Source organism: Streptomyces roseirectus, assembly GCF_014489635.1.
Taxonomy (GTDB): Bacteria; Actinomycetota; Actinomycetes; order Streptomycetales; family Streptomycetaceae; genus Streptomyces; species Streptomyces roseirectus.
Window position 1 is genome coordinate 3,563,865 of record NZ_CP060828.1, and the last position, 21,270, is coordinate 3,585,134.

At 71.7% G+C, this 21,270-nt stretch carries 18 protein-coding genes and 1 pseudogene; 14 read left to right on the forward strand and 5 right to left on the reverse strand.

The annotated features are described in order from the left end of the window. Nucleotides 1-123: 123 nt before the first annotated feature. Nucleotides 124-1,899 (forward strand): acetyl/propionyl/methylcrotonyl-CoA carboxylase subunit alpha, encoded by a 1,776-nt coding sequence (locus IAG44_RS14720; RefSeq protein WP_187747576.1) that lies wholly within the window; start codon nt 124-126, stop codon nt 1,897-1,899. Nucleotides 1,900-2,015: 116 nt separating this feature from the next. Here IAG44_RS14720 and IAG44_RS14725 read toward each other — a convergent pair whose 3' ends face one another. Beyond that, nucleotides 2,016-2,993: a DeoR/GlpR family DNA-binding transcription regulator gene (locus tag IAG44_RS14725; RefSeq protein WP_187747577.1), complete on the reverse strand. Its 978-nt coding sequence runs from the start codon at nt 2,991-2,993 to the stop codon at nt 2,016-2,018. A 167-nt stretch (nt 2,994-3,160) separates the two neighbouring features. Then, a pseudogene (locus IAG44_RS14730) lies at nt 3,161-4,627 on the reverse strand (NAD(P)H-quinone dehydrogenase); the annotation flags it as partial. A gap of 205 nt (nt 4,628-4,832) precedes the next feature. On the opposite strand from IAG44_RS14730, the gene IAG44_RS14735 reads away from it, so the two are divergent. From IAG44_RS14735 to IAG44_RS14745, 3 genes are all read left to right on the forward strand, one after another. After that, nucleotides 4,833-5,270, forward strand: a complete 438-nt coding sequence (locus tag IAG44_RS14735) for a gamma-glutamylcyclotransferase family protein (protein ID WP_187747579.1) — start codon at nt 4,833-4,835, stop codon at nt 5,268-5,270. Nucleotides 5,271-5,372: 102 nt separating this feature from the next. After that, nucleotides 5,373-6,209 carry a purine-nucleoside phosphorylase gene (locus IAG44_RS14740; protein ID WP_187747580.1) on the forward strand — a complete coding sequence of 279 codons (837 nt, stop codon included), beginning with the start codon at nt 5,373-5,375 and terminating at the stop codon, nt 6,207-6,209. Nucleotides 6,210-7,121: 912 nt separating this feature from the next. Further along, complete coding sequence (locus IAG44_RS14745; RefSeq protein ID WP_187747581.1) at nt 7,122-8,753, forward strand: phospho-sugar mutase; 1,632 nt, start codon at nt 7,122-7,124, stop codon at nt 8,751-8,753. Between the two features lie 96 nt (nt 8,754-8,849). On the opposite strand, the gene IAG44_RS14750 is transcribed toward IAG44_RS14745, so the two are convergent. Then, nucleotides 8,850-9,518: a PH domain-containing protein gene (locus tag IAG44_RS14750; RefSeq protein ID WP_187747582.1), complete on the reverse strand. Its 669-nt coding sequence runs from the start codon at nt 9,516-9,518 to the stop codon at nt 8,850-8,852. 182 nt (nt 9,519-9,700) lie between these two features. Between IAG44_RS14750 and deoC the strand changes: the two genes are divergently transcribed. From deoC to IAG44_RS14765, 3 genes are read left to right on the forward strand one after another with little or no spacing between them, the layout of a single operon-like run. Then, on the forward strand, nt 9,701-10,651 hold the full coding sequence (gene deoC, locus IAG44_RS14755) for a deoxyribose-phosphate aldolase (protein WP_187752687.1): 951 nt from the start codon (nt 9,701-9,703) through the stop codon (nt 10,649-10,651). 6 nt (nt 10,652-10,657) lie between these two features. Continuing rightward, nucleotides 10,658-12,088, forward strand: a complete 1,431-nt coding sequence (locus IAG44_RS14760) for an aldehyde dehydrogenase family protein (protein ID WP_187747583.1) — start codon at nt 10,658-10,660, stop codon at nt 12,086-12,088. After that, nucleotides 12,081-12,965: an aldehyde dehydrogenase family protein gene (locus tag IAG44_RS14765; protein WP_187747584.1), complete on the forward strand. Its 885-nt coding sequence runs from the start codon at nt 12,081-12,083 to the stop codon at nt 12,963-12,965. The genes IAG44_RS14760 and IAG44_RS14765 overlap by 8 nt, the downstream gene beginning before the upstream one ends. An 88-nt stretch (nt 12,966-13,053) precedes the next feature. On the opposite strand, the gene IAG44_RS14770 is transcribed toward IAG44_RS14765, so the two are convergent. Beyond that, on the reverse strand, nt 13,054-13,461 hold the full coding sequence (locus IAG44_RS14770) for a hypothetical protein (protein ID WP_187747585.1): 408 nt from the start codon (nt 13,459-13,461) through the stop codon (nt 13,054-13,056). Between the two features lie 161 nt (nt 13,462-13,622). On the opposite strand from IAG44_RS14770, the gene IAG44_RS14775 reads away from it, so the two are divergent. After that, a complete protein-coding gene (locus IAG44_RS14775) occupies nt 13,623-14,264 on the forward strand; it encodes a uridine kinase family protein (RefSeq protein WP_246561723.1) in 642 nt (213 codons plus the stop codon). Nucleotides 14,265-14,529: 265 nt separating this feature from the next. Here the strand turns inward: IAG44_RS14775 and IAG44_RS14780 are convergent, their stop codons facing one another. Then, entirely contained in the window at nt 14,530-15,267 is a 738-nt protein-coding gene (locus IAG44_RS14780; RefSeq protein WP_187747586.1) for a SigE family RNA polymerase sigma factor, read from the reverse strand. Between the two features lie 336 nt (nt 15,268-15,603). On the opposite strand from IAG44_RS14780, the gene IAG44_RS14785 reads away from it, so the two are divergent. The 6 genes from IAG44_RS14785 to IAG44_RS14810 all read left to right on the forward strand — a co-directional run bounded on the left by IAG44_RS14785 (nt 15,604) and on the right by IAG44_RS14810 (nt 21,257). Further along, on the forward strand, nt 15,604-16,689 hold the full coding sequence (locus tag IAG44_RS14785) for a methyltransferase (RefSeq protein WP_187747587.1): 1,086 nt from the start codon (nt 15,604-15,606) through the stop codon (nt 16,687-16,689). Nucleotides 16,690-16,796: 107 nt separating this feature from the next. Then, the gene (gene afsQ1 / locus IAG44_RS14790; RefSeq protein WP_010352555.1) at nt 16,797-17,474 is read left to right on the forward strand and encodes a two-component system response regulator AfsQ1; all 678 of its coding nucleotides are present in this window, start codon (nt 16,797-16,799) and stop codon (nt 17,472-17,474) included. Further along, nucleotides 17,471-19,018 carry a sensor histidine kinase gene (locus tag IAG44_RS14795; protein ID WP_187747588.1) on the forward strand — a complete coding sequence of 516 codons (1,548 nt, stop codon included), beginning with the start codon at nt 17,471-17,473 and terminating at the stop codon, nt 19,016-19,018. Before afsQ1 ends, IAG44_RS14795 begins: the two co-directional genes overlap by 4 nt. Continuing rightward, nucleotides 19,015-19,635 (forward strand): hypothetical protein, encoded by a 621-nt coding sequence (locus IAG44_RS14800; RefSeq protein WP_187747589.1) that lies wholly within the window; start codon nt 19,015-19,017, stop codon nt 19,633-19,635. Before IAG44_RS14795 ends, IAG44_RS14800 begins: the two co-directional genes overlap by 4 nt. Before the next feature lie 769 nt (nt 19,636-20,404). Then, entirely contained in the window at nt 20,405-20,956 is a 552-nt protein-coding gene (locus IAG44_RS14805) for a VanZ family protein (RefSeq protein ID WP_187747590.1), read from the forward strand. 100 nt (nt 20,957-21,056) lie between these two features. Then, nucleotides 21,057-21,257: a PspC domain-containing protein gene (locus IAG44_RS14810; protein WP_187747591.1), complete on the forward strand. Its 201-nt coding sequence runs from the start codon at nt 21,057-21,059 to the stop codon at nt 21,255-21,257. The last annotated feature ends 13 nt before the right edge of the window (nt 21,258-21,270 follow it).

Below are 21,270 nucleotides of genomic sequence, written 5' to 3' on the forward strand. Positions count from 1 at the left end.
ATTTCACGGGTCGAGCGAGCCTGGCGTCACGCTCTGTGTGGGCAAGCTCACCTTTGGGGACGGGTCGATGCACCGTGTCGGCAGTCCCTAAACTCGGCTTGTTTCCAGGAGGGAGCCTCAATCGTGCGCAAGGTGCTCATCGCCAACCGTGGCGAAATCGCAGTCCGCGTGGCCCGCGCGTGCCGGGATGCCGGTATCGCCAGCGTGGCCGTCTACGCCGACCCGGACCGGGACGCGCTGCATGTCCGCGCCGCGGATGAGGCGTTCGCCCTGGGCGGTGACACCCCGGCGAGCAGCTATCTCGACATCGACAAGGTCCTGAACGCGGCGCGGGAGTCCGGCGCGGACGCCGTCCACCCCGGGTACGGGTTCCTGTCGGAGAACGCCGACTTCGCGCAGGCGGTCCTGGACGCGGGTCTGGTGTGGATCGGACCGCCGCCGCAGGCCATCCGTGACCTCGGTGACAAGGTCGCCGCCCGGCACATCGCCCAGCGCGCGGGCGCCCCGCTCGTCGCCGGCACGCCCGATCCGGTCTCCGGCGCGGACGAGGTCGTCGCGTTCGCCGAGGAGCACGGGCTGCCGATCGCGATCAAGGCCGCGTTCGGCGGGGGCGGGCGCGGGCTGAAGGTCGCCCGCACCCTCGAAGAGGTGCCCGAGCTGTACGAGTCCGCGGTGCGTGAGGCCGTGGCGGCGTTCGGGCGCGGGGAGTGCTTCGTCGAGCGCTACCTCGACAAGCCGCGGCACGTGGAGACGCAGTGCCTGGCCGACACCCACGGCAACGTCGTGGTCGTCTCCACGCGTGACTGCTCGCTCCAGCGCCGGCACCAGAAGCTCGTCGAGGAGGCCCCGGCACCGTTTCTGACGGATGCTCAGGTCGCGGAGCTGTACGCGTCGTCGAAGGCGATCCTGCGCGAGGCCGGCTATGTCGGCGCGGGCACGGTCGAGTTCCTGGTCGGGCTGGACGGGACGATCTCCTTCCTGGAGGTCAACACCCGTCTGCAGGTGGAGCATCCGGTCACCGAGGAGGTCGCCGGCATCGACCTCGTCCGCGAGATGTTCCGCATCGCCGACGGGGAAGAACTCGGCTACGGCGATCCCGAACTGCGCGGCCATTCCTTCGAGTTCCGCATCAACGGCGAGGACCCGGGACGCAACTTCCTTCCGGCGCCGGGGACGGTGACGCTGTTCGCGCCGCCGTCCGGTCCCGGGGTCCGTCTCGACGCGGGCGTCGAGTCCGGGTCGGTGATCGGGCCGGCGTGGGACTCGCTGCTGGCGAAGCTGATCGTGACCGGCGCGACGCGCGAGCAGGCGCTGCGGCGGGCCGCCCGTGCGCTGGAGGAGTTCCAGGTCGAGGGCATGGCCACGGCGATCCCCTTCCACCGCGCGGTCGTGCGCGATCCGGCGTTCGCTCCCGAACTCGCCGGTTCCGACGGGCCGTTCACCGTCCACACGCGGTGGATCGAGACCGAGTTCGTCAACGAGATCCCCGCGTTCGCGGCGTCCGCCGACACGGATGCCGAGGACGACGAGAAGGACCGCGAGACCATCGTCGTCGAGGTCGGCGGCAAGCGGCTCGAGGTCTCCCTGCCGGTCTCCCTGGGCATGTCGCTGGCCCGCACGGGTCTCGCGGCCGGGGCGAAGCCGAAGCGCCGGGCGGCGAAGAAGTCGGGCCCGGTCGCGTCCGGCGACACCCTCGCCTCCCCGATGCAGGGCACGATCGTCAAGGTCGCCGTCGAGGAAGGGCAGGAGGTCCAGGAAGGTGACCTCGTCGTCGTCCTCGAAGCGATGAAGATGGAACAGCCGTTGAACGCCCACAAGGCGGGCGTGATCAAGGGGTTGTCGGCGGAGGTGGGCGCGTCGCTCACGTCCGGGGCGGCGATCTGCGAGATCAAGGACTGAGCAAGTAGTGGGCATCCGCGGGTAGTTGGCTGGTTGCTCGCGCAGTTCCCCGCGCCCCTGAAGAACGCTGCACAGCAGCCGTTCTTCAGGGGCGCGGGGCTTTGTCCGATGTGCGCTTACCGCCTGCGCAGGTCCGCGACCCGGGCCCGTTCGTTGCCCGGGGGTTGCTCGCCCAGGACCGCCGCGGCCCTCAAGCCTCCGGCGGGGCCGGGGAGTTGGCCGCGCCGGGGGGTCGGGAGCGGGACGTCGCGGCGCTGGGGTGGGTGCTGGCGTGCCGGCACCGCATCACCCCCCGCCGACCCGGAACCGCCGGCGGAACCGGCGACGGCGATCTGCACGCCCTGGTCCGCCAGCGCCTGCAACTCCGTTGCCGCGCGGTCGTCGTGGGCCGGTGGGTCGTCCGTGACCAACCGCGTGATGAGATCCGTCGGCACCGTCTGGAACATCGTGTCGGTGCCGAGCTTCGTGTGGTCCGCGAGGACGACGACCTCGGCGGCGGCCTGCACGAGCGCGCGGTCGACGGACGCGGAGAGCATGTTGGACGTGGACAGCCCCCGCTCGGCGGTGAGCCCGCTCCCGGAGAGGAACGCCCGGGAGACACGCAGCCCTTGGAGCGACTGCTCGGCCCCGCTCCCGACGAGCGCGTAGTTGGAGCCACGCAGGGTTCCGCCGGTCATGACGACCTCGACCCGGTTGGCGTGGGCCAACGCCTGGGCGACGAGGAGGGAGTTGGTGACCACCGTGAGCCCGGGGACCCGCGCGAGCCGGCGGGCCAGCTCCTGCGTGGTCGTCCCCGCCCCGACCACGATGGCCTCGCCCTCCTGGACGAAGCCCGCGGCGAGATCGGCGATGGCCGTCTTCTCGGCGGTCGCGAGATGGGATTTCTGCGGAAAGCCGGATTCTCGCGTGAATCCACCCGGCAGTACCGCACCGCCATGCCGGCGGTCGAGGAGTCCTTCTGCCTCCAGCGCGCGCACGTCCCGCCGTACGGTCACTTCGGAGGTCTGGACGACGCGGGCGAGCTCACGGAGCGACACGGCTCCGTTCGCTCGCACCATTTCGAGGATCAATTGGCGACGTTCAGCAGCGAACACGAAACTGACAGTAACGCGGTCGACCGTCTGTTTTCAGGTGTTTGCGTCGAATAACAGAAGTTGTTCGCACAGGAGTGGGTGAAGTGGTATAGGGGCTCAGCTACCCGTCCTATGCCCCGAGCAAGCCTGGCAACTCCCCGTGACCGGCGGGGAGTTGGTTTCGGCCGTCAGACCTCGCCCGCCGCCTTCCTCGTGTGCAACTGGCGTGCCACCTCGGCGATCGACCCCGACAGGGAGGGGTACACGGTGAACGCGTTCGCGATCTGTTCGACCGTCAGATTGTTGTCGACGGCGATCGAGATGGGGTGGATCAGTTCCGAAGCGCGCGGCGCGACGACCACGCCGCCGACGACGATCCCCGTCCCCGGCCGGCAGAAGATCTTGACGAAGCCGTCGCGGATGCCCTGCATCTTGGCGCGCGGGTTGCGCAGCAGCGGGAGTTTGACGACGCGCGCGTCGATCTTGCCCGCGTCGACGTCGGCCTGGCTGTAGCCGACGGTCGCGATCTCGGGGTCGGTGAAGACGTTGGAGGAGACCGTCTTGAGGTTGAGGGGGGCCACCGCGTCGCCGAGGAAGTGGTACATGGCGATCCGGCCCTGCATCGCGGCGACCGAGGCGAGCGCGAAGACGCCGGTGACGTCGCCGGCCGCGTATACCCCCGGAGCTGTAGTGCGGGACACCTTGTCGGTCCAGATGTGGCCGGACTCGCGGACCTTGACGCCCGCCTCCTCCAGGCCGAGGCCCGCACTGTTGGGGATCGCGCCGACGGCCATCAGGCAGTGGCTGCCGGTGATGACACGGCCGTCCGCGAGGGTCACCTCGACGCCGTCGCCGATCCGCTTCGCGGACTCCGCGCGCGAGCGGGCCATCACGTTCATGCCGCGCCGCCGGAAGACCTCTTCGAGGACGGCGGCGGCGTCCGGGTCCTCGCCGGGCAGGACGCGGTCGCGGGACGAGACGAGGGTGACCTTGGAACCCAGCGCCTGGTAGGCGCCGGCGAACTCAGCGCCGGTGACGCCGGAGCCGACGACGATCAGTTCCTCGGGCAGCTCGGTGAGGTCGTAGACCTGCGTCCAGTTGAGGATGCGCTCACCGTCGGGCTGCGCGTCGGGCAGCTCGCGGGGGTGGCCGCCGGTCGCGATGAGGACGGCGTCGGCGGTGAGGGTCTGCTCGGTGCCGTCGGCGGTCGTCACGACGACCTTGCGGGAGCCGTCGAGGGCCTGCATGCCCTCCAGCCGGCCACGCCCGCGCATCACCTTCGCGCCGGCGCGCGTCACCGACGCGGTGATGTCGTGCGACTGCGCGAGCGCGAGGCGCTTCACACGCCGGTTGACCTTGCCGAGGTCGACCCCTACGACCCGGGCGGCCTGCTCCAGGGGCGGGGTGTCGTCGGCGACGATGATCCCCAGCTCCTCGTAGGACGAGTCGAAGGTCGTCATCACCTCGGCGGTGGCGATGAGCGTCTTCGACGGCACGCAGTCGGTGAGCACCGACGCGCCGCCCAGACCGTCGCAGTCGACGACGGTCACCTCCGCCCCGAGCTGCGCGGCCACCAGCGCCGCCTCATAGCCGCCGGGCCCACCACCGATGATCACGATCCGAGTCACGTACTCCATTGTCCCGTACGCGACGGAGTGAGTCGGATTCGGGGGGCTGGGTGGGGGACGCCGGAGGTATCAGGGGAGGTGGGGGCGGTAGGGGGAGAGGGGGTGCGAGTACTACGGGTAGTAGGGGTGCGGGAGGGGGCTTCGCGAGTACTACGGGTAGTACGGGTCTACGGGTACTACGGGCCCCCGGATACGGAAGTGACCGGTGTGCGGGCTGCCGTACCCTCTCTGCATGTCGCTCTACGCCGCGTACGCCGGCAACCTCGACGCGCGGCTGATGACCCGCCGCGCCCCGCACTCCCCGCTGCGCGCGACGGGCTGGCTGAACGGCTGGCGGCTCACCTTCGGCGGCGAGCAGATGGGCTGGGAGGGCGCGCTGGCGACGATCGTCGAGCAGCCCGGCTCCCAGGTGTTCGTCGGCCTCTACGACATCGCCCCCATGGACGAGGACTCCCTCGACCGCTGGGAGGGCACCGGCCTCGGCATCTACCGCCGGACACGCGTTCGCGTCCACACCCTGGACGGGGAGGAGGGCGCGTGGACATACGTGCTGAACGGCTACGAGGGCGGCCTCCCCTCGGCCCGCTACCTCGGTGAGATCGCCGACGCGGCGGAGTCGGCGGGCGCGCCCCACGACTACGTGATGGAGCTGCGCAAGCGCCCCTGCTGACCGCACGCGACCGCCTTTGGCGGGAAACGACAAGACAACGATCGTCCCGCCGTCAGGTCTGTCATCTACGCGCGTAGGCACGGACCGGCTACGCTCATCCGCGTGAACGCATCTCTTCTGCCGGACGACATCCCGGACGACATTCAGGGCAACCCCTACACCGCAGCCGACACCGCCGCCGGACGCCTGCGTGAGCTGACGGGTGCCGAGACGCATGACGTCGCCCTCGTGATGGGCTCCGGCTGGGCGCCGGCCGTCGACGCGCTGGGCGCGCCCGACGCGGAGTTCCCCGTCACCGCGCTCCCCGGCTTCCCGCCGCCGGCCGTCGAGGGCCACGGCGGCAAGGTCCGCTCGTACCGGATCGGGCAGAAGCGCGCGCTGGTCTTCCTCGGCCGCACCCACTACTACGAGGGCCTCGGCGTGGCCGCCGTCGCGCACGGCGTCCGCACGGCCGTCGCCGCCGGCTGCAAGACGATCGTCCTGACGAACGGCTGCGGCGGCCTGCGTGAGGGCATGCGGCCCGGTCAGCCGGTCCTCATCAGCGACCACATCAACCTCACGGCCACCTCCCCCATCGTCGGCGCCAACTTCGTCGACCTCACCGACCTCTACTCCCCCCGCCTGCGCGCCCTCTGCAAGGAGATCGACCCCACCCTGGAGGAGGGCGTCTACGCGCAATTCCCGGGCCCGCACTACGAGACGCCCGCGGAAATCCGCATGGCCCGCGTAATCGGCGCCGACCTCGTCGGCATGTCCACCACCCTCGAAGCCATCGCCGCCCGCGAAGCCGGCGCCGAGGTCCTGGGCATCTCCCTCGTCACCAACCTCGCCGCAGGTATGACAGGGGAACCCCTGAACCACGAAGAGGTACTCCAGGCGGGCCGCGACAGCGCGGCCCAGATGGGCGAACTCCTGACCCAGGTCCTGGACCGCCTGTAAGCACCGGGCACCACCGCCCGAACCCGCTCCCTGAGAAAACCGAGCGGACGTCCCCTGAACGGGGTCCTTGGCCCGGGGTCCTTGGCCCGGGGGCCCTGACCTGAGGGCCCTTGACCCGGGGCTCTGACCCGGGGGTTCTGACCCGGGGCGCCTTGAGCCGGGGGGCTCTGACCCGGGGCGCCTTGAGCCGGGGGTCCCTGAGCCGGGGCGCCTTGAGCCGGGGGTCCCTGAGCCGGGGCCCTAGCCCAGGGGGGCTTGCCCCCCCCTGGGACCCTGACCTGGAGGCCCCTGCCCCAGGGGCCCCTCGCTCGGGGGCCTGCCCCGGGGCCTTGGTCCAGGGGTCCCCGCCCCGGGGCCTAGCCCAGGGGGTCTTGGTCCAGGGGTCCCTGACCCGAGGCTCTGGCCCAAGGGGGTCCTGGCCCAGGGGTCCCCGTCCCGGGCCTAGCCCAGGAGGGCCTTGGCCCAGGGGTCCCTGACCCGAGGCTCTGGCCCAAGGGGGTCCTGGCCCAGGGGCCCCCGTCCCGGGCCTAGCCCAGGAGGGCCTTGGCCCAGGGGTCCCTGACCCGGGGCCTAGCCCAGGGGGTGCCTGATCCGGTCGGAGCCAGGCGGGGGCCCGCCCCGGTGCTCCTCTCGACGTCGGTCGGTCATGCCGGCCCGTCCGGCGTTCGAGGACGAGGCCCGCCCAGGGCCGATCCCCACCCACAAACCGCACCTGCCCACCCACCCCGGCCGCCTCCAGCCCGTCCGGCGCTTGAGGACGAGGCCCCTTGAGGGCCGAACGGGGTCCAGGGGCGGAGCCCTTGGCGGGGTGGAAGGGGCGGAGCCCCTTCAGGATGGGAAGGGTAGGGGCGGCGGGGGCGAGGAACCTTCGAGCCGGACCACCCACGACGTACAACGAAAGGCTGACCCGCAGTGCAAGACGACCTCATGTCCCGGGCCAGGACCTGGCTCGCGGAGGACCCCGACCCCGAAACCCGGGACGAACTCGCGAAGCTGATCGAAGCCGGCGACGTCACGGAACTCACCGCCCGCTTCACCGGCACCCTCCAGTTCGGCACGGCCGGCCTGCGAGGCGAACTCGGCGCGGGCCCGATGCGCATGAACCGCACGGTCGTCATCAGAGCCGCAGCCGGCCTGGCCGCCTACCTCAAGAGCAAGGGCGACCACAACGCCCTGGTCGTCATCGGCTACGACGCCCGCCACAAGTCCGCGGACTTCGCCCGCGACACCGCCGCCGTGATGACCGGCGCGGGCCTGCGCGCGGCCCTCCTCCCCCGCCCCCTCCCCACCCCCGTACTGGCCTACGCCATAAGGCACTTGGGCGCGGCGGCCGGCGTGGAGGTGACGGCCAGCCACAACCCCCCGAGGGACAACGGCTACAAGGTCTACCTGGGCGACGGCTCCCAGATCGTCCCCCCGGCGGACGCCGAGATCGCGGCCGAGATCGCGGCGATCGCCTCCTTGACCGACGTCCCCCGCCCGGCCGACGGCTGGGAGACCCTGGACGAGGCAGTACTCGAGAGCTACCTCGCCCGTACCGACGAGGTCCTGGCCCCGTCCTCCCCCCGCACGGCCCGCACGGTCTACACCCCGATGCACGGCGTCGGCAGGGACGTCCTCCTGGCCGCCTTCGCACGGGCCGGCTTCCCGGAACCCATCCTCGTCCCCGAACAGGCCGACCCCGACCCGGACTTCCCCACGGTCGCCTTCCCCAACCCCGAGGAACCCGGCGCGATGGACCTCGCCTTCGCGAAGGCGAGGGAGACCGCTCCCGACCTGGTCATCGCCAACGACCCCGACGCGGACCGCTGCGCGGTGGCCGTCCCCGACGCCGGCGACTGGCGCATGCTCCGCGGCGACGAGGTCGGCGCCCTCCTCGCCGCCCACCTGGTCGACAGGGGCGCGCGCGGCACGTTCGCGGAGTCCATCGTCTCCTCCTCCCTCCTGGGCCGCATCGCCGAGAAGGCGGGCCTCCCCTACGAGGAAACCCTGACGGGCTTCAAGTGGATCGCCCGCGTGGACGGCCTGCGGTACGGGTACGAGGAGGCCCTCGGCTACTGCGTCGACCCGGACGGCGTCCGCGACAAGGACGGCATCACGGCGGCCCTCCTGATCACGGAACTCGCGTCGGAGCTGAAGGAGCGGGGCCGCACCCTGCTGGACCTCCTGGACGACCTCGCGGTGACCCACGGCCTGCACGCGACGGACCAACTCTCCGTCCGCGTCCAGGACTTGACGCTGATCGCCGACGCGATGACCCGTCTGCGCGAGACCCCGCCGGCGGCGCTCGCGGGCCTGCCCGTCACCCTGGCGGAAGACCTCACCCAGGGCACGGACAAGCTCCCGCCCACCGACGGCCTCCGCTACACCCTCGACGGCGCCCGCGTCATCGTCCGCCCCAGCGGCACCGAGCCGAAACTCAAGTGCTACCTGGAGGTCGTCGTCCCGGTCGCGGACCACTCCGCGCTCCCGGCGGCCCGCGAGAAGGCGGCAGCGCTCCTGACCGACCTCAAGCGCGACTTCGCGACGGCGGCGGGCATCTAGGCGACGCGCATCCAGCGGGCACCTAGGGGACACCCCTGAGGCGTACGGGTACTACGGGCCCGGCCTCAGGGGGCTACACCCCCGTCATACCGCCCCTCACCCCACCAACAGCAGAATCCCCAGCACCACGGCCCCCGCGACGATCGGCCCCAGCACCTCCCAGGCCCACCGCACGCTCACCTCCGCCGGCTCCCCCTCGCCCTCTTTCCCGGGCCGGTACCCCTCGTGCAGGTCACGCAGCTCGGCCATGGACCGGTCGCCGGAGGCGAGGTCGTCGCCGGGGCCGGCGTCGGGGTTCGTGGGGCGCCAGCCGGAGCCGAGCCCGGAGAGCGCGCCGCCCCCGGAGGAACCCCGCGCCACCCGCCGGGCCGCCTTCTTGCGCCCCCGCAGCGAGACCGGAATGGCCCAGAGCTGGAACTTCTCCCCCGCGTTGCTGACCACTTCGTTCGTATAGGCGGACCGCACCACCGCGACCTGCGACCAGGGCAGGACGATCACCCGGAAGGGGTTGCGCACCCGCAGCCGCTCCTCGTTGGCGTACACCGCGGGGCGGATCGTGAAGGCGGTGACCAGCGGCACGGCGAACAGCAGCAGGGCGAGCGCGAGCCAGGGCGTACGGCCGTGCCCGACGACGACCGCGTCGATACCGAGCCAGCCGCCGATACCGAGCAGCAGGACGCCGCCGACGATGCCGGCGGGCGAGCGGTAGACACGGTCCGGGTACGCGGGACCGGAGGGCTGCGGCTCGTGTGCGGGGCTCGTCATGTGCCCGATTCTGCCCGAAGGGCTCCCCCGGACCACCTCAGACCCCCGTCAGGGACACCCGCAGTCACCTCTCAGGGATACCCGTAGCCCCTGTCAGGGATACCCGTAGTCCCCGCGAGCCCCTGTAAGGCCCACCGGCCCTATACATCCGCTACGCGCGTAGATATGCTCATCTGGTGACCATGCCCACCACTGCACCCCCCGCTCTCGCCGACGTCGCCGCGTCCGACAGCACCTTGCGGCGCTTCCTGCACGGCCTCCCCGGTGTCGACGCGGTCGGCCTGGAGGCGCGTGCCGCCTCGCTCGGCACCCGTTCGATCAAGACCACCGCGAAGGCGTACGCCATCGACCTGGCCATTTCCATGGTCGACCTGACGACGCTGGAAGGCGCGGACACCCCCGGCAAGGTCCGGGCGCTCGGCACGAAGGCCGTCCACCCCGACCCGACCGACCGGACGACGCCGGCGACGGCGGCCGTCTGCGTCTACCCGGACATGGTCGCGACGGCGAAGGCGGCCGTCGCCGGTTCCGGCGTCAAGGTCGCCTCCGTCGCCACCGCGTTCCCGGCCGGCCGCGCCGCGCTCGACGTCAAGCTGGCCGACGTCCGCGACGCCGTCTCCGCCGGGGCCGACGAGATCGACATGGTCATCGACCGGGGCGCGTTCCTCGCCGGGAACTACCTGAAGGTGTACGAGGAGATCGTGGCCGTGAAGGAGGCGTCCGGCGCCGCGCGGCTCAAGGTGATCTTCGAGACCGGCGAGCTGTCGACGTACGACAACATCCGGCGCGCGAGCTGGCTGGGCATGATCGCGGGCGCGGACTTCATCAAGACGTCCACCGGCAAGGTCGCGGTCAACGCGACGCCCGCGAACACCCTGTTGATGCTGGAGGCGGTCCGCGACTTCCGCGCGCTGACCGGCGTCCAGGTCGGCGTGAAACCGGCGGGCGGCATCCGGACGACGAAGGACGCGGTCAAGTTCCTCGTGCTGGTGAACGAGACGGCCGGCGAGGACTGGCTCGACAACCACTGGTTCCGCTTCGGCGCCTCCTCCCTCCTCAACGACCTGCTGATGCAGCGTCAGAAGCTGGCCACCGGCCGCTACTCCGGCCCCGACTACGTGACGGTGGACTGATCCCCCATGGTTTTCGAGTACGCACCCGCACCCGAGTCCCGCTCGGTCGTCGACATCGCCCCGTCCTACGGCCTGTTCATCGACGGCGAGTTCGCGGACGCGGCGGACGGCAAGGTCTTCAAGTCCATCTCCCCTGCCACGGAAGAGGTGTTGGCGGAGGTCGCGCAGGCCGGTGAGGCCGACGTCGAGCGCGCGGTCAAGGCCGCCCGCAAGGCGTTCGACAAGTGGTCCGCGCTGCCCGGCGCCGAGCGCGCCAAGTACCTGTTCCGCATCGCCCGCATCATCCAGGAACGCAGCCGCGAACTCGCCGTCCTGGAGACGCTGGACAACGGCAAGCCCATCAAGGAGACCCGCGACGCCGACCTCCCCCTGGTCGCCGCGCACTTCTTCTACTACGCGGGCTGGGCCGACAAGTTGGACCACGCGGGCTACGGCGCGAACCCGCGGCCGCTGGGCGTCGCCGGTCAAGTCATCCCGTGGAACTTCCCGTTGCTGATGCTGGCGTGGAAGATCGCCCCGGCGCTGGCGACCGGCAACACGGTCGTCCTGAAGCCGGCGGAGACAACTCCCCTGTCCGCCCTGTTCTTCGCCGACATCTGCCGCCAGGCCGGCCTGCCCAAGGGCGTCGTCAACATCCTCCCCGGCTACGGCGACGCGGGCGCCGCGCTCGTCGCGCACCCGGACGTGAACAAGGTCGCGTTCACCGGGTCGACGGCCGTCGGCAAGGAGATCGCGAGGACGGTCGCCGGGACCCGTAAGAAGCTGACGCTCGAACTCGGCGGCAAGGGCGCGAACATCGTCTTCGACGACGCCCCGATCGACCAGGCCGTCGAGGGCATCGTCAACGGCATCTTCTTCAACCAGGGCCAAGTCTGCTGCGCCGGAAGCCGGTTGCTGGTCCAGGAGTCGATCCAGGACGAGCTGCTGGACTCCCTGAAGCGGCGTCTGTCGACGCTGCGCCTCGGCGACCCGCTCGACAAGAACACGGACATCGGCGCGATCAACTCCGCCGAACAGCTCGCGCGGATCACGGCGTTGGCGGAGCAGGGCGAGGCGGAGGGCGCCGAGCGCTGGTCGCCGGCGTGCGAACTCCCGTCGTCCGGCTACTGGTTCGCGCCGACGCTGTTCACGAACGTCACGCAGGCGCACACCATCGCGCGCGACGAGATCTTCGGCCCGGTGCTGTCGGTGCTGACGTTCCGAACGCCGGACGAGGCGGTGGCGAAGGCCAACAACACGCAGTACGGGCTGTCCGCCGGGATCTGGTCCGACAAGGGGTCCCGGATCCTCGCCGTCGCGGGCAAGCTGCGCGCGGGGGTCGTCTGGTCCAACACGTTCAACAAGTTCGACCCGACCTCGCCGTTCGGCGGGTACAAGGAGTCGGGTTACGGCCGCGAGGGCGGTCGGCACGGCCTGGAGGCGTACCTCGATGTCTGACCGCCTGTCTGTCTTCAAGACCTACAAGCTGTACGTCGGCGGGAAGTTCCCGCGTTCCGAGAGCGGCCGGGTGTACGAGGTGACGGACTCGAAGAACAACTGGCTGGCGAACGCGCCCCGTTCGAGCCGCAAGGACGCGCGTGACGCGGTCGTCGCCGCCCGCAAGGCGTTCGGCGGCTGGTCCGGTGCGACCGCCTACAACCGGGGTCAGATCCTGTACCGGGTCGCCGAGATGCTGGAGGGCCGGCGCGAGCAGTTCGTCCGCGAAGTGGCCGAGGCGGAGGGGCTGTCGAAGTCGAAGGCGGCGGCCCAGGTCGACGCGGCGGTCGATCGCTGGGTCTGGTACGCGGGCTGGACGGACAAGATCGCGCAGCTCGCCGGCGGCGCGAACCCCGTCGCGGGCCCGTACTTCAACCTGTCGACCCCCGAACCCACGGGCGTCGTCGCGGTGTTGGCGCCCCAGGAGTCCTCGTTCCTGGGCCTGGTCTCGGTCGTCGCGCCCGCGATCGCCACCGGCAACACCACGGTGGTCGTCGCCTCCGAGCGCCACCCCCTGCCCGCCCTCTCCCTCGGCGAGGTCCTGGCAACCTCCGACCTCCCGGGCGGAGTTGTGAACATCCTCTCCGGCAGCGCCCGGGAGATCGCCCCCACCCTCGCCGCCCACCAGGACGTCAACGCGATCGATCTGGCGGGCGCGGACGAGGAGTTGGCGAAGGAGCTGGAGATCGCGGCGGCCGACAACCTGAAGCGCGTCCTGCGCCCCCAACCCACCGACTGGACCGATCCCCAGGGCACGGACCGCCTCACCGCCTTCCTGGAGACGAAGACGGTCTGGCACACGACGGGTTCGCTGGGCGCGTCGGGCTCCGCCTACTGACGGGCCCGGACGACCACAGGGCCGCGCGACCGTCCACCCGACGGCGCGCGGCCCTTCGTCATGCCTATTCACCCCTTCGTCATCCCCCTCACCCCTTCAGCAGCCCCGCCACCTCCCCCACCACCGGCATCGACCCGATCGACTGCGCCTGGGCCACCGGGCCGGTCAGGGCCTGGGTCGCGATCGGCTGGAAGTCGGCGAGCTGGGTGCCGGCGCCGTTGTCGAGGGGGTCGACGCCGGTGCCGGCGAGGGGGTTGGGCTTGAGGCCGGTGACGGCGCCGGTGGCGTGCGGGAGGGCGCCCAGCGCGCCCTGGAGGCCGGCCTCGGCGTCCATCTGGCCGAGGCTGGAGGGGTTGGCGCGGACGGCGTCGACGACGGGCGCCTCGGCGGCGACGGCGGCCCCCGCGCCGGCGCCGAGGGCGACCCCGGCGGTCGCGAGGGCGGCCAGGGCGCGGCGGCCGGTTGAAGAGGAGGGGACGTTCTGGTGCTGAGGCATCTCACTGCCACCTTTTCATCGCGGGGAGTAATCGAATCGACGCAGAGGGTAGTTGAAGTGCGCCGCGCGCTTCAAAGGTGACCCGCGCAGGTGTGACGCACGCTTCAAAGGCCCCCCTCGGACTCGTCCCGATCCCCTCACATGCCGCACACTGGTGTCCCGTGAGTTCCCATCCCATCCCCACGCGGGTCGTGCTGCTCTGCGGCCCCTCCGGCTCCGGCAAGTCCCTCCTCGCAGCCCGCTCCGGCCTCCCGGTGCTGCGGCTCGACGACTTCTACAAGGAGGGCGACGACCCGACGCTGCCGCAGGTCGAGGGGAGCGCGGACATCGACTGGGACCACCCCGGGTCGTGGGACACGGAGGCCGCCGTCGCGGCGATCACCGACCTGTGCCGCACCGGCCGCACGGACGTCCCCGTCTACGACATCTCGCTCAGCGCCCGCACGGGCAGCGACACGGTCGACGTCGGCCGGACGCCCGTGTTCATCGCGGAGGGCATCTTCGCCGCCGAGATCGTCGAGCGGTGCCGTGCGGAAGGGGTGCTCGCGGACGCGCTGTGCCTGAGCCGGGGCCCGGTGAAGACGTTCCGGCGCCGGTTCCTGCGGGACCTCAAGGAGGGCCGCAAGTCGGTGGCCTTCCTGCTGCGCCGGGGCTGGCGCCTGATGCGCGCCGAGCGGGCCATCGTCGCCCGCCAGACCGCCCTCGGCGCCCACGCCTGCGACCGCGACGAGGCGATGGGCCGGCTCGCGGACGCGGCGGCGGGACGGCGGGTGCGGGCGGCGGCGCCCGTGGTGACGCCGTAACCGTCACGGCACACGGAGAAACGGGACTGGACGGACCCCCCGGCCCTCCAGCCCCGCTCCCTGATTCCCCCGTTGTTTCCCCCGTGATCCCCCCGTAGTACCCAGGTATGCCCACCCCCATGGTCATCCCTGGTGTAACCCCCCAGCGGTACCGCTCCCCTCGACGCTCCCCCGAACGTGTCCCCCGAAGGTCCCCCCGGTACCGCCCCCCGTGTTCCCCCGTTTCCCCCCTCCCGGCTTCCCTGAGCGAAGCCGGGGTTCACCCTCAGGCGACCAGCTCCCCGAAGGCGTTCTCCTCGTCACGGCCGAAGCTGAGGACCTGGTCCTCGCGCAGCCGGCGGAGCGACCGCCAGATGCTGGACTTCACCGTGCCGACACTGATGTCGAGGATCTCCGCGATCTCCGGGTCGGTACGGCCCTCGTAGTACCTGAGGACCAGCATCGTCCGCTGGAGTTCGGGAAGGCGGGACAGCGCCTGCCACAGGACCGCGCGCAGTTCGGTGCCGCGCATCGCGTCCGTGTCGCCGGCCGTCTCCGGCAGCTCCTCGGTGGGGTACTCGTTCAGCTTGCGGCGGCGCCACGCGCTGATGTGCAGGTTCGTCATGGTGCGACGCAGGTATCCGCCGACGGCGGCCTTGTCGCTGATCCGGTCCCAGGCCCGGTACGTCGAGAACAGCGCGCTCTGCAGCAGGTCCTCGGCCTCGAACCGGTCGCCGGTCAGGTGGTAGGCGGTCGCGTACAGGGAGGCGCGGCGCTCCTGGACGTAGGCGGTGAACTCCGCCTCGCTGAGGGAACGGCGCTCCCCCGTGTCCTCCCTGTACGAGGCTCCCCCCGGAACCTTCTCCCCCGTTTTCGCGTCAACCACCGTGATGTACGTGGTGTGTTGACGCCCGATGCCGCGAGCGCACCCCCGCCCGCTCACGACACCGGACTTCTCCGAGCTCCACCGGACGTCGTGGAGGCGTGTGGCAACCGCGCTGGTGTTCATGCTGTGCAGCGACATGTCGCGCCTCCCGTCGTGGACTTCTCGTGCTCTTGCGCTGTGCTCCAAGGCTGCTTGCCCTGTGCCGAAAAGCTTGCCCGGGGACCTTCATCGGTCTGTCCGCCGACTGTCACAGACCTGTCACAGGGGCCCCTCACGGCGACACCACGGCGGGCCCACAGGCGTCGGCGGTAGACCTGCGGTTTTGGGCTTCGGACGGGGCCCATGGGACCCTTGGCGACATGGTGTACGGATTGGTCCTCGGCGACCCGCTCCCCCGCGCTTCGGCGCGGCGGTGACAGCGGGTCCCCAGCCATTCCCCTCTGCTCCTCGCCCCGTCGAAGTGCCTTCGCTCTCATGGCACTTACGACTCCCAAGAGCATCCGCATGTCCGCGCAGCACGACCGTGTCGTCACGGTCGACGACACCCTCCGCGCCGCCACCGCCCACCGCCTGACCGCCGCCGGCACCGCCCTGCTGTGGCGCGGCGACTACGTCAACGCCCGCCAACTGCTCGCGGCGCTGGCCCGCCGCATCCCCAACTCCGCTTACGACACGGCGAGTTCACCGGCGGAGATCTACGCCCGGCAGCGTGACGACCGCGCCCGCCGGGCCCTCCTGCTGAACCGTCTCCTCGTCGAACTCGACGCGGACCACGCCCTGAACCTGCGCCGCGCCCCCGACGTCCGCGCCGCCTGCCGGGCCGCGTACGGGCCGCCGGACGGCGCCCGGCTGGTCCCGCTGCGTGAACTCCTGGGCGTGCTGGGCGCGTTCCAGTGGCAGCTGAGGGGCGTCGAGGTCCCGGCCCTCGGCGCGCGGATCCATCCCGCGTACGGCGTCTTCTCCCCCGTGCGCGGCGAGTACGTCGACCTGGTCGACTCGGCGCCGCTGCCCCGGAGTTGCCGTACCGCGTTCGACCTCGGCACCGGAACGGGCGTGCTGGCGGCGGTACTTGCCCGGCGCGGTGTGGAGCGGGTCGTGGCGACGGACGTCAACCCGCGCGCGCTCGCCTGCGCCCGGGACAACGTGCGGCGGCTCGGGTTCGGGGAGCGGGTCGTCGTCCAGGGGCCGGGGCTGTATCCGCGCGGGCGCGCCGATCTCGTCGTCTGCAATCCGCCGTGGCTGCCGGGGCGGCCGAGTGCCGGGCTCGAACTGGGGGTGTACGACGAGGACAGTGTGATGCTGCGGGAGTTCCTGGCGGGGCTCGGGGAGCGGCTGCGGCCGGGCGGGGAGGGGTGGCTGGTGCTGTCGGACCTCGCGGAGTTGCTGGGGCTGCGGACGCGTAAGGAGTTGACGGGGTTGTTCCGTAGGGGTGGGCTGAGGGTCGTGGGGCGGCTCGACGCGCGCCCCCGGCACCGGAGGTCGCGTGACCGCAGCGATCCTCTGCACGCGGTCCGCAGCGCGGAGGTCACCTCACTGTGGCGGCTGGCCATCAGGGAGTGACCCCCTAAGGGGTCTACGGGTACTACGGGGCGCGGATGGGGGCTCGTAAAGGTCTTATAAGCCCCCACCTGTCGAACCTCACCCCCTGTATGGGCCAGAATGAGCCCGTGCCTTCCCTGTTGCTGATCGAGGACGACGACGCCATCCGTACGGCCCTGGAGCTCTCACTGACGCGCCAGGGGCACCGGGTCGCGACCGCTGCCAGCGGTGAGGACGGTCTGAAGCTCCTGCGTGAGCAGCGGCCGGATCTGATCGTGCTGGACGTGATGCTGCCCGGCATCGACGGGTTCGAGGTGTGCCGGCGCATCCGGCGCACGGACCAGTTGCCGATCATCCTGCTGACCGCGCGCAACGACGACATCGACGTCGTGGTGGGCCTGGAGTCCGGGGCGGACGACTACGTCGTCAAGCCCGTCCAGGGGCGGGTGCTGGACGCGCGGATCCGGGCCGTGCTGCGGCGCGGCGAGCGCGAGTCCAGCGACTCGGCGACGTTCGGGAGCCTCGTCATCGACCGTTCGGCGATGACGGTGACGAAGAACGGCCAGGACCTCCAGCTGACGCCGACCGAGCTGCGGCTGCTGCTCGAACTGAGCCGGCGTCCGGGTCAGGCGCTGTCGCGGCAGCAGTTGCTGCGGCTGGTGTGGGAGCACGACTACCTCGGTGACTCGCGGCTGGTGGACGCGTGTGTCCAGCGGCTGCGCGCCAAGATCGAGGACGTGCCGTCGTCGCCCACGCTGATCCGTACCGTCCGGGGTGTCGGCTACCGCCTGGACGCGCCTCAGTGACCCAGGCCGCACGGGCTTCACGCGGCTGGTCCGCGTTCCGCAAGCATGTCCTGTCCCGGCTGCGTTTCACGAGCTTCCGGCTCCGGCTGATCGTCGTCTTCGGCGCGGTCGCGCTGGCGACGGCCGTCTCGTCGTCCGGCATCGCCTACTGGCTCAACCGAGAGGCGGTGCTGACGCGCGCGCAGGACGCGGTGCTGAAGGACTTCCGGACGGAGATGCAGAACCGCGCGGGCGCGCTGCCCGAGCGTCCCTCGCAGTCCGAACTCCAGCGCACGGCCGCGCAGATGGCCAACAGCAGTCAGCGTTTCAGTGTGCTGCTGGTCGCCACCGACGACGTCGGGCGGACCGTGTACGGCAACTCCGGTGGGCTGAGCGGGTTCTCGCTGGACGACGTGCCTCAGGCGCTGCGGCGCGCGGTGAACCGGCAGCAGACGGTGACCGGTTCCAACCGGGCCTCGTACCACCTCTTCTGGCAGCGCGTCGTCGATCACGGGACGCCGTATCTGGTGGCCGGGACGAAGGTCGACGGCGGCGGGCCAACTGGGTACATGCGCAAGTCCCTTGAGCCCGAGGAGAAGGATCTCAACTCCCTCGCCTGGTCGCTCGGGATCGCCACCGGGCTCGCGCTGATCGGGGCGGCGCTGATCGCGCAGGCCGCGTCCACGACGGTACTGAAACCCGTGCACCGGCTGGGAGTTGCCGCCCGGCGGCTCGGCGAGGGCAAGCTCGACACGCGGCTCCAGGTGTCGGGGACCGATGAACTCGCCGATCTGTCACGGACGTTCAACCGTGCCGCCGAGGCGCTGGAGAAGCGGGTCGCCGACATGGCCGCGCGGGACGAGGCGTCGCGGCGCTTCGTCGCCGACATGAGCCACGAACTGCGCACGCCGCTCACCGCCATCACCGCCGTGACGGAGGTGCTGGAAGAGGAACTTGAGGCCGAGACCGGCAGCATGGACCCGATGATCGAGCCCGCCGTACGGCTCGTGGTGAGCGAGACGCGGCGGCTCAACAACCTCGTCGAGAACCTGATGGAGGTCACCCGCTTCGACGCGGGCACGGCCCGGCTGGTCCTGGACGACGTCGACGTCGCCGACCAGATCACCGCGTGCATCGACGCGCGCGCCTGGCTGGACGCGGTCGAACTCGACGCGGAGCGCGGGATCCACGCGCGCCTGGATCCCCGGCGGCTCGACGTGATCCTCGCCAACCTCATCGGCAACGCCCTCAAGCACGGTGGGTCGCCGGTGCGGGTGTCGGTGCGGGAGAGCGCCGACGAGGTCGTCATCGCGGTGCGCGACCACGGGCCCGGCATCCCCGAGGAAGTCCTGCCGCACGTCTTCGACCGGTTCTACAAGGCCAGTGCGTCCAGGCCGCGTTCGGACGGCAGCGGGCTCGGGCTGTCCATCGCGCTGGAGAACGCCCACATCCACGGCGGCGCGCTCAGCGCGGCCAACTCGCCTGAGGGCGGTGCGGTGTTCACGCTGCGGCTGCCCCGGGACATCGACGCGGTGGAGCGGGAGAACGGGGGCGAGGTCTCATGAGTGTCCGTCAACTCAAGGGCGGGCGGCTGGTGTTGGTCGCCGGGCTGGGGCTGGTGCTCGCCGGGTGCGGGATCCGGGCGACCGAGGTGCCGACCGACTTCGGGGCGGCGCCCTCGCGGGTGCGGTGCTCGCTCTCCGACTCCGGGACGACGGCGGCCCAGTTGTCGGGCAAGGTGCCGGTGCGGGTGTTCCTGCTGTGCGGGGCGTCGCTCGTCGCCGTCGACCGCGCGGTTCCCGTGCCGGACGGGGCGGTCGGGGCGAAGCGGCGGGTGCTGGTCGCACAGGGTCTGCTGGACGAGTTGGGCGCGAGTCCGCCGGCGGTGGAGAAGGAGGCCGGGTACACGACCGACGTGCGCGCCGGGGCGACCGTCCTGCCCCCGCTGTCCGGCGCCGACCCCGACGACGCGCTCCGCCTGAGCATCGCGCCGAACGACCTCTCCTCCTACGCCCTCTCCCAGGTCGTCTGCACCCTCTCCGACTCCGCCGCCTCCGACGGCGGCGACTCCGTCGTCCTCGGCGGGCCCGGCGGCGGGGAGTTGAGGCGCTACGAGTGCACGGACGAGGTCAAGCAGCGACCGGGCGACAAGACACCACCGTCGTCGAACGTGACGAAGTGAACGGGGAGTTGACGTAACGGCCTTCGGCGGGGGCGAGTTGGAGCGCGGGCACGGTGACGGCTGTACCGGAGGGCGAGTTGGGGCACGGGCTCGGTAACGGCTGTACCTCGGGCCGAGTTGGGGCACGGGCTCGGTGACAGCCGTACCTCGGGGCGAGTTGAGGCACGGGCGGTGTTGGCTGTTTCGCGCGGGGCGAGTTGAGGAGAACCGGCGCCATGTCGGCTTCCTGCGGGGCTCGTTGAGGTGGCGGGCGCTGTGACCACCGCCCGCGCGGACGAGTCGCCGGGCCGCCCCGCGCGACGGTCGCGCCCCGCAACACCCGCGCTCTACAGGCACCGAATCGCGTCGGCCCCTCGCCGGGAGGCGTGTCCCCACCGTCGGTCGAAGCCGTGCCGAAGCCGTCGGCCCCCGCGTGCGGCCCCGGCGTCGGCGGGGAGGTGCATGGCGTCGCAGACCAGGTCGTCGGCCCCCGCGCGCGGTCCCGGTGCCAGGGCCAGCGCCAGGCCGCCGCCCCGCCGCCCGCCGCCCGCCGCCCGCCGCCCGCCGCCCGCCGCCCGCTGGCCCCCGCACGCCGGACGCCGACCCCCGCATGCCGCCCGCTGCCCCTCCGCCCTCCGCCCTCCGCCCTCCGCCCTCCGCCCTCCGCCCTCCGCCCTCCAACCCCCGCGCGGTCCCGGTCGTTCCGGGTGTGCGGGTGTGGTGAAGGACTCACTCCGGTCGTGGGGCGGTCGCCGGAACCATTCGCGGCGGGGGGCGCGTCTTGGGGGGCGTGCAGCGTCAAGGCTTCATCGGCGGCAGCGCCGCGATCCGTTTCCGTGTGGCGGGAGGTGTCCTCCTCGCCGCACAGCTCGTCTTCGTCGCCTGGTACTCGCTGCGGCCGCTGGACGTCCCCTGGGTGGTGCCGGCCAACCTGCACCCGCTCGACGGGATCCGCGCCGACCTGGAACTCGGCGGCCCGGAGGCGGCGAGACGGATCGGGCGCGGGCTCGCGCTGCTGGCCCCGCTGGGGGTGCTGCTCCCCCTGGTCCACGGCCGCCTGAACGTTTCCCCGTTCGGCTCGCTGGTACGGACGACCGCCGCCGGGACGATGCTGTCGCTGACGGTGGAACTGCTGCAGACCGGCGTGCCGGGCCAGGTCGTGGACGTCGACTCGATCCTCCTGAACACCGCCGGGATCGCCCTCACGCACGTCCTGGTCGTGCCCGCCGGGCGGGCCTGGCTGCGGTGGCGTACGACGCGGCGACGACGGACCCCCGTCCGTCAGGAGGAGCCGTCTCAGGGTCGGACCCCGACGATTCCCAGGGTCGGAATAGCTCCGTAGAGGGACGCTTCGTCCGCTTCGTCCTCGTAGCGTGGAGGTCAGTGAGGGACCGGCCGACAGGGGCCGCGCACCCCGCCCGACGCTCGTGAAGGAGCCCCGGATGTCCCGCCTCGCCCGACCCACCCAAGGCCGCATGATCGGCGGCGTCTGCGCAGCCCTGGCCCGCCGCTTCGGCACGTCGGCCACGACGATGCGCGTCATATTCCTCCTCTCCTGCCTCCTGCCCGGCCCGCAGTTCCTGCTCTACATCGCGCTGTGGATCCTCTTCCCGTCCGAGGACAAGGCGCGGACGGCCTGGTGAGCCTCATAGAGTC